This window comes from Flavobacterium sp. KH_001 (assembly GCF_057840745.1).
The window spans coordinates 2,328,367-2,340,749 of sequence record NZ_CM174520.1; the positions used below are offsets into that span (position 1 = coordinate 2,328,367).

At 31.8% G+C, this 12,383-nt stretch carries 12 protein-coding genes; 10 read left to right on the forward strand and 2 right to left on the reverse strand.

All coding sequences use genetic code 11. The annotated features are described in order from the left end of the window. The first annotated feature begins 6 nt into the window (after nucleotides 1-6). Both AC3ITQ_RS10055 and AC3ITQ_RS10060 read left to right on the forward strand, forming a co-directional pair. Entirely contained in the window at nucleotides 7-606 is a 600-nt protein-coding gene (locus tag AC3ITQ_RS10055; RefSeq protein WP_489238526.1) for an NAD(P)H-dependent oxidoreductase, read from the forward strand. Nucleotides 607-774: 168 nt separating this feature from the next. Next, complete coding sequence (locus AC3ITQ_RS10060; protein ID WP_489238528.1) at nucleotides 775-1,626, forward strand: nuclear transport factor 2 family protein; 852 nt, start codon at nucleotides 775-777, stop codon at nucleotides 1,624-1,626. 77 nt (nucleotides 1,627-1,703) lie between these two features. Here the strand turns inward: AC3ITQ_RS10060 and rnhB are convergent, their stop codons facing one another. Further along, on the reverse strand, nucleotides 1,704-2,372 hold the full coding sequence (gene rnhB, locus AC3ITQ_RS10065) for a ribonuclease HII (RefSeq protein ID WP_489238530.1): 669 nt from the start codon (nucleotides 2,370-2,372) through the stop codon (nucleotides 1,704-1,706). A 133-nt stretch (nucleotides 2,373-2,505) separates the two neighbouring features. Between rnhB and AC3ITQ_RS10070 the strand changes: the two genes are divergently transcribed. From AC3ITQ_RS10070 to AC3ITQ_RS10090, 5 genes are all read left to right on the forward strand, one after another. Beyond that, nucleotides 2,506-4,488 carry a putative porin gene (locus AC3ITQ_RS10070; protein WP_489238532.1) on the forward strand — a complete coding sequence of 661 codons (1,983 nt, stop codon included), beginning with the start codon at nucleotides 2,506-2,508 and terminating at the stop codon, nucleotides 4,486-4,488. 48 nt (nucleotides 4,489-4,536) lie between these two features. Further along, nucleotides 4,537-5,898, forward strand: a complete 1,362-nt coding sequence (locus AC3ITQ_RS10075; RefSeq protein ID WP_072975085.1) for a pyridoxal-phosphate dependent enzyme — start codon at nucleotides 4,537-4,539, stop codon at nucleotides 5,896-5,898. Nucleotides 5,899-5,983: 85 nt separating this feature from the next. After that, nucleotides 5,984-6,466: a 3'-5' exonuclease gene (locus tag AC3ITQ_RS10080; RefSeq protein ID WP_489238534.1), complete on the forward strand. Its 483-nt coding sequence runs from the start codon at nucleotides 5,984-5,986 to the stop codon at nucleotides 6,464-6,466. A gap of 72 nt (nucleotides 6,467-6,538) precedes the next feature. Then, the gene (locus AC3ITQ_RS10085; protein WP_489238536.1) at nucleotides 6,539-7,810 is read left to right on the forward strand and encodes a DUF2851 family protein; all 1,272 of its coding nucleotides are present in this window, start codon (nucleotides 6,539-6,541) and stop codon (nucleotides 7,808-7,810) included. Nucleotides 7,811-7,879: 69 nt separating this feature from the next. After that, a complete protein-coding gene (locus tag AC3ITQ_RS10090) occupies nucleotides 7,880-8,107 on the forward strand; it encodes a PspC domain-containing protein (protein ID WP_489238538.1) in 228 nt (75 codons plus the stop codon). 73 nt (nucleotides 8,108-8,180) lie between these two features. Here AC3ITQ_RS10090 and AC3ITQ_RS10095 read toward each other — a convergent pair whose 3' ends face one another. Further along, nucleotides 8,181-9,632 (reverse strand): amino acid permease, encoded by a 1,452-nt coding sequence (locus AC3ITQ_RS10095; RefSeq protein ID WP_489238540.1) that lies wholly within the window; start codon nucleotides 9,630-9,632, stop codon nucleotides 8,181-8,183. A gap of 271 nt (nucleotides 9,633-9,903) precedes the next feature. Between AC3ITQ_RS10095 and AC3ITQ_RS10100 the strand changes: the two genes are divergently transcribed. The 3 genes from AC3ITQ_RS10100 to rpsU all read left to right on the forward strand — a co-directional run bounded on the left by AC3ITQ_RS10100 (nucleotide 9,904) and on the right by rpsU (nucleotide 12,312). Then, the gene (locus AC3ITQ_RS10100) at nucleotides 9,904-10,794 is read left to right on the forward strand and encodes a ComEA family DNA-binding protein (protein WP_489238542.1); all 891 of its coding nucleotides are present in this window, start codon (nucleotides 9,904-9,906) and stop codon (nucleotides 10,792-10,794) included. Between the two features lie 16 nt (nucleotides 10,795-10,810). Continuing rightward, the gene (locus tag AC3ITQ_RS10105) at nucleotides 10,811-11,953 is read left to right on the forward strand and encodes an acyl-CoA dehydrogenase family protein (RefSeq protein ID WP_489238544.1); all 1,143 of its coding nucleotides are present in this window, start codon (nucleotides 10,811-10,813) and stop codon (nucleotides 11,951-11,953) included. 164 nt (nucleotides 11,954-12,117) lie between these two features. After that, nucleotides 12,118-12,312, forward strand: a complete 195-nt coding sequence (gene rpsU, locus AC3ITQ_RS10110) for a 30S ribosomal protein S21 (protein WP_026985791.1) — start codon at nucleotides 12,118-12,120, stop codon at nucleotides 12,310-12,312. Nucleotides 12,313-12,383 lie beyond the last annotated feature (71 nt).

Sequence of the window (12,383 nt, forward strand, 5' to 3'; positions counted from 1 at the left end):
GAAAACATGAAAAATTTAATTATTTACACACATCCTAATCCAGCAAGTTTAAATCATTTGTTCAAACAAACTGTTCTTGAAAGTTTGGAGCGATCGGAACAAGAAATTGTCATTCGTGATTTAAACGAAATCAATTTTAATCCGGTTCTTTCTTTAGAAGATATACAGGGACAAAGAATGGGGAAAGTAACAGATGACGTTAAAACAGAACAGGATTTTATCACTTGGGCAGATCAAATTATCTTTATTTATCCAATTTGGTGGACAGGAATGCCTTCGATCATGAAAGGCTATATTGACCGGGTATTTAGCTACGGATTTGCTTACAGATATGATCAGGGCATTCAGAAAGGATTATTAACTGATAAAAGTACTATCATTATCAATTCTCATGGAAAATCGAATGCAGAATATGAAGCAATAGGAATGGATAAAGCTTTGGTGTTAACTTCAGATGTTGGAATTTTTAATTATTGTGGTTTAAAAATCAAACAACATTTTTACTTCGAAAAAGCGGATAGAGCTTCTGCAGAAAGCATTTCAGACTGGAAAAATGAGATTATGGCTGTTTGTAAATCCAGTAATGATTTAATTGCTTTTGAATAGAATTATATTATTAAAGAGAATATTGCAAAAAGTGTAAAAATGTGTTGGTAAAAGTCAAGATTTTGAATTGATCGTAAATTATTAGAATAAGCAATTTTGTGCCATTTTTATACGTAATTTGCTAGAATACTTTTAATGAAACTTTAACCAAATCTAATTTTATAGCTTATGAGAAAAATCTACTTTCTTTGTTTCCTCTTTATTCTAAACAATGCTTTTGCTCAAAAGAAAGAAAAATTAAATCCAATTGCGGTTTATGAAAAAGTTTGGCAAGAGCGTAACAGTGATGCAAGACTAAAATTGATAAAAACGATTTGGTTAGACGACAGTACTTTCGAAGATCCTTCAGCTTCTATAAAAGGTTCTGTTGCCTTAAATAATGTCATCAACGAGTTTTATAAAAAATTCCCGGACGCTATTTTAACTTCCGGTTCAAAAGTGGTCAAAGACAATTATGTAACCTGGGATTGGAAAATTCTGGATTCAAAAAATAAATTGATAATGGCAGGCCGTGATTTCGCCAGATTAAATGGAAAAGGTCAGGTAAGCAAAATTATCGGCTTTTGGGAACAGGGGGCTACTTTGTCAGAAGCTGAAATTCTAAAAAATCTTGAAAGTGATAATTTTAATGTTGTCGCAAAATATTACGAAGGTCTTTTTAAAACAAAAGATTTAAATGCAATGGCAACTATAATTGAAGAAGGAGCAATTTATACTCAGGCAGAAGGTTTACCTTATGGAGGAAGATATGTTGGTTTTAGCGAATGGACTAAAATGTATGCAAAATCAGCTGAGTTTTTTGATTTGGAAATAGAAAAAGAACCTGTTTACTTTAGCGATGCTTCTAAAAATGAAGTGATTATTTATTTCACTATAAAATGCAAAGCAAAAAAATCAGGAAAAACAATGTCTGTGCCAATTTCAGAACATTATGATGTTAAAAACGGAAAAATTACAGCAATTAGACCTTTTTATTTTGATACGAAGCAGTTTGCAGAATTCTTAAAAAGCAAAAAATAAAATTATTGGAAGTTAACGACTTTCAGTATGCAAATTATTCGAAACAAGAAGGCTTATCAATTTTGATAAGCCTTCTTTTATAGTTCAAAAAAATCCAATTCCAATTGATCGGGTAAAAGTCTAAAACTCATTCTGTGATATTTTGTAGTACCATGTTCTCGAATCGCTTCCCGATGTTCTTTGGTGGGATAGCCTTTGTTTTTTTTCCAGTTGTACATAGGGAATTCGTGATGAATTTTCTCCATATATTCGTCGCGGTACGTTTTTGCTAATATCGATGCTGCCGCAATACTTAAGAATTTCCCATCTCCTTTTATAATACTCTGATTCGGAATTGATTTTAGTAGTTCTATTTCTTCAAAAGAAAATTGTTTTCCAAAAGTATTTTTTAAACCTAATTTGGCATTCAATGCCCGATTTCCATCCACAATAATAAAGTCAGGTTTTTGGTTCAATTTTAAAATACATTCCTGCATTCCTTTCATAGAAGCATTCAGGATATTTATTTCGTCAATTTCATCAGGAAATAAATGTGTGACTGAATAGCAAAGAGCATGTTGTTCTATGATTGGTTTTAAAAGAAATCTATCTTTCTCAGACAATTGTTTACTGTCGTTTAAAATTGTATTTTCAAAATCGGCAGGTAAAATTACTGCAGCGGCCGTAACGGGCCCTGCCAGACATCCACGACCGGCTTCGTCAGTTCCGGTTTCTAAAATAAAACCCGAATAGTTTTTTTCTAGCATTTTACTTAATTTTAAAGACAAATATAATTGAAATGAAAACTTCTCAATGGCAATGATTTGTTTTTTTATACGTTTTTATCTTTTACCTTTGCTTGATAAAATTTGCCGAAATAATTACATATAAAGCTATCAAATGAGAATACTCTTTTTTCTATATCTATTAATTGTACCAACCTTATTGTTTTCTCAGGAAAAAACTAGTTCAAAGAACAGTTTAGATATGAATACAAAATATTCTAGTATAACGGATACAGTGAAAAAGAAAAAGTCTCTAATTGCAAAGATAGAGCAATACCAGATTTATACACTAGAGCACGATACAATAATTGCAGATACGTCGCTAACACTTAAAAGTGCTTACAAGCAAAACTATTTAAGAAAAGATAATTTTGGACTTTTGCCATTTTCTAACATTGGACAGACATATAATACGATACAATATGGTTTAACTGATTATTCTCCGTATCCTGAAATTGGTTTCAAAGGAAAACATTTTGACTATATGGAGGTTAGTGATATTCGATATTATTCAGTTGCAACTCCTTTAACCGAAATATTTTTTAATACAACAATAAACAAAGGGCAAAACTTAGACTCATTTATTACACTAAATACTTCAAAGAATCTTAATTTTTCTGCTGCTTACAGAGGATTGCGTTCTGAGGGAGATTATATAAATCAGTTAGTTAGTGCAGGAAATTTTCGATTTACAACAAGTTATTTTACAACAAATAAAAGATATGTTTTAAATGCTCATTTTACATTTCAGGACATTACAAATGAAGAAAATGGCGGAATTACAAATACAGACAATTTTGAAAGTGAGGATCCTGATTTTAAAAATCGTCAGCGATTGCAGGTATTTTTGACTGATGCGGAATCATTATTAAAAGGAAGACGTTTCTTTTTTGATCATGCATTCAGAGTAAATCCAAAAGATGGGAGTAATAATTTGTATGTAACACATCAATTTAATTACGAATATAAGTATTTTCAATACTTGCAGCCAACACTTCTTTCGACTGTAACGCCAACAGTTGGGCCTAGTGTACAAGTTCAACGTTTTGGAGAATCGTATGCTAGTGGTAATATAAATGATGAGACTCGTTTTGAGAAATTATACAATAAGGTTGGACTTGCCTATGAAAATTCACTTCTTGGGAAATTCAATTTTTTTGTCGACGATTACAGATCAAATTATAAATACGACAGAATTATCGTGTATAGTGATGGTTCAGTTGTTCCTGATAATTTATTTTTGCAGATTAATAATGTTGGAGGACAATATGAATATCAGAAAAATAGATGGAATGGCCGCTTTTTATATACCAGATCAATTACAAATCAGTCTCTTTCTGATTTAGATGCGAAATTGAGGTATGACTTAAATGAGAAAATTCAATTCGATTTCAGATATAGAAATTTAAATAAGTTGCCAAATAATAACTATAATTTGTATCAAAGCAGTTATGTTGAATACAATTGGTCTAATAGCTTTAAGAATGAAAAAATTAATCAGCTTAGCGCTAATGTTTATACACCTTGGTTAAATGCTGAAGTTCAGTACTCTGTTTTAAAGGATCACTTGTATTTTAAGGATGATTCCACTCCGGCAGAAGCTTTAGCATATACTCAAATTATAAAGCCGGCACAATATGGAAATGCAATTAATTATTTGTCTATAAAAGCTAGTAAAGAGTTTAAGTTTGGACCGTTTGGCTTTGATAATACACTTTTATATCAAAAAGTAGATCAGTCAGATTTGATTTTAAATGTTCCTGATTTTGTAACGAGAAATACACTTTACTATTCTAGCTATTTTTTCAAAAAGGCATTATATATGCAGACTGGTGTAGTATTTAATTATTTCACAAAATATTACGGAAATGATTATAATCCGGTTATTGGTGAGTTTTTTGTTCAGGATGCGAAAAAAATTGGAGGTTATCCGTTATTCGATCTTTTTGTAAATGCCAGAATTCGTCAAACCAGATTTTACTTAAAAGCAGAACATATAAATGCTTTATTTGCAAAAAGCGATTATTATTCGGCACCTAATAACCCTTATCGTGATTTTGTTATCCGATTTGGTTTAGTTTGGAATTTCTTCCAATAAAATTAGGGCTATTTAGATTTTTAGAACCACATATTAAATAAACATAAAATGGACTTTTCAAAAAATATTTTAGAGACAATTGGTAATACACCTTTAGTAAAACTCAACAAAATTGTTGCTGAAATCGATGCGTTAGTATTGGCAAAAGTCGAGACTTTTAATCCTGGAAATTCTGTAAAAGACAGAATGGCTGTAAAAATGATTGAAGACGCAGAGGCAGACGGCAGATTAAAACCGGGTGGAACTATTATTGAAGGAACTTCGGGAAACACCGGAATGGGATTGGCACTGGTAGCAATTATCAAAGGATATAAATTGATTTGTGTAATATCAGACAAGCAGTCAAAAGAAAAAATGGATATTTTACGTGCTGTTGGTGCCAAAGTTGTAGTTTGTCCTACTGATGTTGAGCCGACGGATCCACGTTCTTATTATTCAGTTTCAAAGCGTTTAGCTGAAGAAACACCAAACTCATGGTACGTAAATCAATATGATAATCTATCTAATTCATTGGCGCATTATGAGCAAACTGGCCCGGAAATCTGGAAACAGACGGATGGAAAAATTACGCATTTCGTTGTTGGAGTAGGTACCGGAGGAACTATTTCGGGAGTTGGAAAATATTTAAAAGAGAAAAACCCTAACATTAAAATTTGGGGAATTGATACTTACGGTTCTGTTTTTAAAAAATACCATGAAACCGGAATTTTTGATGAAAATGAAATTTACTCTTATATAACAGAAGGAATTGGAGAAGATATTTTACCAAAAAATGTCGACTTTTCATTAATTGATGGTTTTACAAAAGTAACTGATAAAGACGCTGCCGTTTATACAAGAAAAATTGCGATGGAAGAAGCCATTTTTGTTGGGAACTCTGCAGGGGCTTGTATTAAAGGACTTTTGCAGCTTAAAGAACATTTTAAACCTGAAGATGTTGTTGTAGTTCTTTTTCACGATTCAGGAAGCCGTTATGTTGGTAAAATGTTTAATGACGACTGGATGCGCGAACGAGGATTTTTAGAAGAAAACGTTACAAAAGCCGAAGATGTAATCAAAGATCATATCGATAAAGAATTGATTGTTGTTCGTACAGAAGAACTAGTGTCACACGCTATCGAACGTATGCGTAAATATAAAATCTCTCAAATTCCGGTAGTTGATATTAACGGATTTGTTGGCTCTGTAGACGAAACAGATTTATTTAGAAGTTATGTTGCAGATAAAAATGTAGCCGAAAAACCAATTAAGGAAGTAATGGGGAAACCTTTTCCTATTGTGAAATTAGGAACTACAATTGAAGAAGTTTCTAAATTGTTTACCAAAGAAAATGACGCTGTTTTGGTAGATTTAGGAAATGGAAAACATCATATTATTACCAAATATGATATTATTGGATCTATAAAATAAGAACAATTTTAATAACATTATAAATCCATAAATCGGAGTTTTAAGACTTTGGTTTATGGATTTTTTTAGCTGAAATATTTTAAAAATGAATTTTACTGCCATAGATTTTGAAACTGCTACGGGATATCATCCTTGCTCAGTTGGAATAGTTACTGTTGAAAACGGAATTATTGTTGACGAGTTTGTGTCTTTAATTAAGCCTCCAAATAACCTATATAATCCGTTTACAATTCAGGTTCATGGCATTTACCCACGTGATACGATTAATGCAAAATCGTTTTCTCAGGTATTTCCTGAAATAGAAAGAAGATTAAAAAATAGGGTTGTTGTCGCGCACAATGAAAGTTTTGATCGCAATGTATTAATGAAATCAATGGCGCTTTACGGCTTGCAATATGAAGATTTAAATATTGCACAACGTTGGGAATGTACGGTTAAAATTTACAAGGCAAAAGGATTAAAACCAACCAAACTAAGTGATTGTTGCCGTGAAATGAAGATTCAGTTAAACCATCATGAAGCCTTATCTGATGCTCGTGCATGCGCTAAATTATATATGTTAAAATAATATTTACTTGTAAGATTAATATTATATTTTGTTATTTTTAAGCTTTTATAATTTTATAATATAAGCTTAAAAATGAGAGAAGACTTTCTTCATTATCTCTGGAAATTCAGGAAGTTTCAAACTCTGAATTTAAGAACAACCCAAAATTGTCCAATTGTAATTATTAAAACAGGAGATTATTTAGAACTTTCAGGCCCTGATTTCTTTAATGCCCAGATAAAAATTGGAACTCAAAAATGGGCAGGAAACGTTGAAATCCATTTAAAGTCATCCGATTGGTATGTGCATCATCATGAAAAAGATCCGGCTTATGAAAATGTCATTTTGCACGTAGTTTGGGAACATGATACAGAGATCTTTAACAAAAATAATACTGAAATTCCTGTTTTGGTGCTGAAAGATTATGTTTCTGCAGAAATCCTAAATAATTATCATTCTTTAGTATCCCCAAAATCCTGGATTTCATGTGAAAAACAAATTGCTCAAATTGATGAATTTGTTTTTAAAAATTGGCAAGAAAGATTATTTTTTGATCGACTAGAAAGAAAATCAAAGTTTATTTTTGATTTATTAGAAGAAAAAAATGGTGACTGGGAGTCTGTCTTATTCTCTTTATTAGCAAAGAATTTTGGGTTGAATACCAATGGAAATGCCTTTTTGCAAATAGCTAAATCAATTCCCTTTTCTATTATCCGGAAAGAAAGTTTCGAAATAGAAAATCTTGAAGCTTTGCTTTTTGGAGCTTCAGGTTTATTAGACGCTGAAAAGGAAGATTTGTATTTTAATGATTTGAAAATTAGGTATTTTTATCTTTTGCACAAGTATCAATTAGATAAGGTGTATACAGACCCACTACAATTTTTTAAGCATCGTCCAGATAATTTTCCAACAATCCGGCTTTCTCAATTAGTAAGTTTATACAGTAAACATCAGAATTTATTTTCTAAAGTAATAATACTTAAGTCAGCTAAGGATGTTTATGAACTCTTAAACGTTACAACAAGTTTGTATTGGGAAAATCATTATCAGTTTGATAAAGAAAGCCCACAGAAGCGAAAACCTTTATCCAGATCTTTTATTGATTTGTTGATTGTAAACACCATTATTCCTTTGCAATTTGCCTATGTAAATAGAGTTGGAGAGTCTAATGTTGAAGATCTTATTGCATTTATGAATGAAGTTTCTCCTGAAAAAAATGCCATAATTGATAAGTTTGAGAGTTTCGGAATTCTTTCAAAAAATGCATTTGAAACTCAAACTTTACTGGAACTCAAAAATGAATATTGCAATAATAAAGCCTGTTTAAGATGTGCTTTAGGAATAGAGTTAATGAAAAGCAATTAGATGATTAGAAAAGGTAGTAATGGGATTATTTTGTACTTTTGTTCAAAACCTAAAATCTAAAATTAGAAAATGGCGGCTATATTAAAACTTAAATTTTTCTTTGAAAAATACGGATTTCATGTTTCTTCCCGATTAGCTGATAAACTCGGAATGCGTGTTACGAGTGTAAGATTGTTTTTTATTTACATTTCGTTTGTAACTGCCGGTTTAGGTTTTGGAATCTATCTGACATTAGCATTTTGGATTCGCCTAAAAGACTTAATTAGAGCAAAACGAACTTCAGTATTCGATTTATAAAAATAAAATTTTAAGCATAAAAAAAGGATCATATAATTTTATATGATCCTTTTTTTATGCCTTTATCTGGATATTATTTATCGGGATTGTTTAATTTACTGTTTTTCTTACCGTAAACAAAGTAGATAACTATACCTAATGCCATCCAAACAACAAGTCTTGCCCAGCTTTCATTTGGTAACGAATACATCAATGCTAAACAGATTACAATACCTGCAACCGGCACAAAAGGAACCCATGGAGTTCTAAAAGCTCTTGGAGCTTCTGGCATTTTTTTACGCATAACCATTACGCCAATACAAACTAATACAAACGCTAATAAAGTTCCAATACTTACCATATGTCCTAGATCACTTACAGGAACAAGTCCTGCAAATAAACTTACGAATACTAAAAAGAAAAGGTTTGTTTTCCAAGGAGTACGGAATTTTGCGTGAATTTCACTGAAGAAAGGAGGTAATAAACCATCTTTACTCATTGTATAGAAAACACGGCTTTGTCCCATAAGCATTACTAACATTACAGAAGTATAACCAGCTAAAATAGCTACAATTAAACCTGTTTGTAAAAAGTCGTATCCTGTAACAGCAAAAGCAGTTGCAGCAGGTTTTGCATCTCCTGCGAATTTATAATAAGGTACAAGTCCTGTCATTACGTGAGAGAACAATACATATAAAAGTGTACAGATTATCAATGATCCTAAAATACCAATTGGCATTCCTTTTTGCGGATTTTTAGCTTCTTGTGCGGCAGTAGAAACAGCGTCAAAACCAATAAAGGCAAAAAATACAGTACCAGCTCCGGCAGCAATTCCAGACCAGCCAAATTGGCCAAAAACACCAGTGTTTTCAGGAATGTAAGGAGTATAGTTTGTAGGGTCTATAAATTTCCATCCTAAAACAATAAAAATGATAACTACAGCAACTTTAATAACAACTAAGAAATTGTTTAATGAAGCCGATTCTTGAGTTCCTTTTATTAATAATAAAGAAAGTAATGAAACAATGAATATTGCTGGTAAATTTACAATTCCTCCATTTATTACAGTTCCATTGCTAAGTGTCAGTGTTTCCCAAGGTGAGCAAATTAAGTCAGGCGGTAAATGTACTCCGTACTTTGCAAGAAGTTCAAGTAAATACCGGGACCAACTCACACCAACAGTAGCGGCGCCCAAAGCGTATTCTAAAACTAAATCCCAACCGATAATCCAAGCCATAAATTCACCCATAGTAGCATAAGAGTAAGTATATGCACTTCCAGCAACTGGAATCATTGATGCAAATTCAGCATAACAAAGTCCGGCAAATGCGCAACCTACAGCTGCTAAAATAAAAGAAATTGTTACCGCCGGACCTGCGTGGTCAGCAGCTGCAATTCCTGTTAGCGAAAATAGTCCCGCTCCAATAATTGCTCCAACTCCAAGTGCAACAAGCGAACGTGAAGATAAGGTTCTTTTTAGTCCTTTTTCAGATTCGGATGCTTCACCGAGCAATACCGAAAGAGGTTTAGTTTTCCAAATTGACATACTATTATATTGGTTTATTGTTATTAAGCTCCAAATGTATCGTTTTTTATAAAAAATAAAAACAATTATATTGTTTTAAGTTATAAAATATCAAAAAAATATGCAAAATAGCCAGTTTACAGCTGTTAAGTACTGAAATTCATCAATTTAATTAGAATGTTAATGCGGATTGAATAATTTAATACAGAATAAAATTTTTACTATTTTTCCTAATAAATTAATGATTTATCGCTTAATTTGATCTTTTAAAACGATTGAAAACTTTATTTTAATGACTAATTTTAAAACGCTCGCAATATATTTTAAATTTACAAGAGAGCAACGTACAGGAATTTTTTTACTTTTTGCAATCATTATACTATTGCAATTGGTCTATTTTTATGCTGACTTTAATTTGCCTGAAAAAACCTTTACGGAAAAAGAACAATGGATGTCTTTGCAATCAGAAATTGATTCTCTTAAATTGGTTAAAGATAAAGAGAAGCCCAAGGTCTATCTTTTTAATCCAAATTTCATTACAGATTATAAAGGCTATAAGCTTGGAATGTCTACTCAGGAAATTGACAGGCTTTTAGCATTTAGAAATGAAAATAAATTTGTGAACTCTGCAGAGGAGTTTCAACAAGTCACTAAAATTTCCGATTCTTTATTAAAAAATATTTCCCCTTTATTTAAGTTTCCGAACTGGATTCAAAAAGAGAATAATTTCAAAACAGAAAAAAAAGAATTTATCAGGAAAACGGATTTAAAAAAGGAAAAGATTGTAATTTTAAATATAAATGATGCAACTCAGGATGATTTGGTTAAAATATATGGTATTGGTGAAGCTCTATCTTTACGTATATTAAAGCAGAGAGAAGTATTAGGGTGTTTTGTTGCTATGGAGCAAATGAATGATATTTGGGGACTTTCACCTGAAGTTATTGGTGAATTGAATTCTCATTTTAAAGTAGTAGTGCCTGCAAGTTTAAAAAAAATAGCAATAAATGATGCGTCTTTAAAGGAATTGTCTCAGTTTTCATATTTCAGATATGCATTGGCTAAACAAATTGTAACTTATAGAAGTATGAATGGAAATTTTGAAAATATTGAGGATTTGTCAAAAATTAAAGGTTTTCCTGTTGAAAAAGCAAAAATAATTAGTTTATATTTGGAGTTCTAAAAAAAAACAGCCAACAATGAATTTTGATTATAACGAAACGCAGTCAATGATAGCACAATCTATTAAAGATTTTGCAGAGAAAAACATTCGACCTAATATAATGGAGTGGGATGAAGCACAGATTTTTCCAATTCCTCTTTTTAAAAAATTGGGAGAAATGGGATTTATGGGAGTTTTAGTGCCTGAGGAATATGGTGGATCTGGTTTAGGATATCACGAATATATTACTGTTGTAGAAGAAATTTCAAAAGTTGATCCTTCAATTGGTTTGTCAGTTGCAGCTCATAATTCATTATGTACAAATCATATTTTGACCTTTGGTAACGAAGAACAAAAGAAAAAATGGTTGCCTAAACTAGCAACGGCTGAATATATTGGAGCCTGGGGATTAACCGAGCACAATACTGGTTCTGATGCAGGAGGTATGAATACTACTGCAGTTAAAGACGGTGATTCGTGGATTGTGAATGGAGCGAAGAACTTTATTACGCACGCGATTTCAGGTGATATTGCAGTGGTGATCGTACGTACTGGAGAAAAAGGAGATTCAAAAGGAATGACCGCTTTTGTTTTTGAAAAGGGAATGGCGGGATTTACATCAGGAAAAAAAGAAAATAAATTAGGAATGCGTGCAAGTGAAACTGCGGAGTTGGTTTTTGATAATTGCCGCGTACCTGATGCAAATAGATTGGGTGAAGTTGGCCAGGGATTTGTTCAGGCAATGAAAATATTAGACGGTGGCCGAATTTCAATTGGAGCTTTGTCGCTAGGAATTGCAAAAGGTGCTTATGAAGCTGCTTTGAAATATTCGAAAGAAAGATATCAGTTTGGACAGCCAATTAGTAGTTTTCAAGGAATTTCATTTAAATTAGCGGATATGGCAACTGAGATAGAAGCTTCAGAATTATTGCTTCACAAGGCAGCTTTTTTGAAACAACAGCATAAACCTGTGACAACACTTGGAGCTATGGCTAAGATGTACGCATCAGAAGCTTGTGTGAAAATAGCGAATGAAGCGGTTCAAATTCATGGTGGTTACGGTTATACCAAAGATTTTCCTGTGGAGAAATTTTACAGAGATTCTAAATTATGTACAATTGGGGAAGGAACAACCGAGATTCAAAAATTAGTGATATCTAGAAATTTGTTGAAAGAATAAAGAATAAAGAATAAAGAATAAAGAATAAAGAATAAAGAATTTGAGCTAAAATCTATTCTCTTTATTCTATGTTCTTTTTTCTTTAAAATAAATCAAGATTTATAATTGGTAATTCAAAATTAATATATACTTTTGCACCCTTAACGAGAGGAGGTGTCTATATTATGTTAATTATACCAATTAAAGACGGAGAAAATATCGATAGAGCATTAAAGCGCTATAAAAGAAAATTTGATAAAACAGGAACTGTTCGTCAATTAAGAGCACGTACTGCTTTTATTAAGCCTTCTGTTATCAAAAGAGCTCAAATTCAAAAAGCTGCTTACATTCAAAACATGAGAGATGGTTTAGAAAGTTAGTATTAGCTTTTCGCAAATAAATACCGTTAGTTGTCAATATTTTGATACTAACGGTTTTTTTATGCTTAATT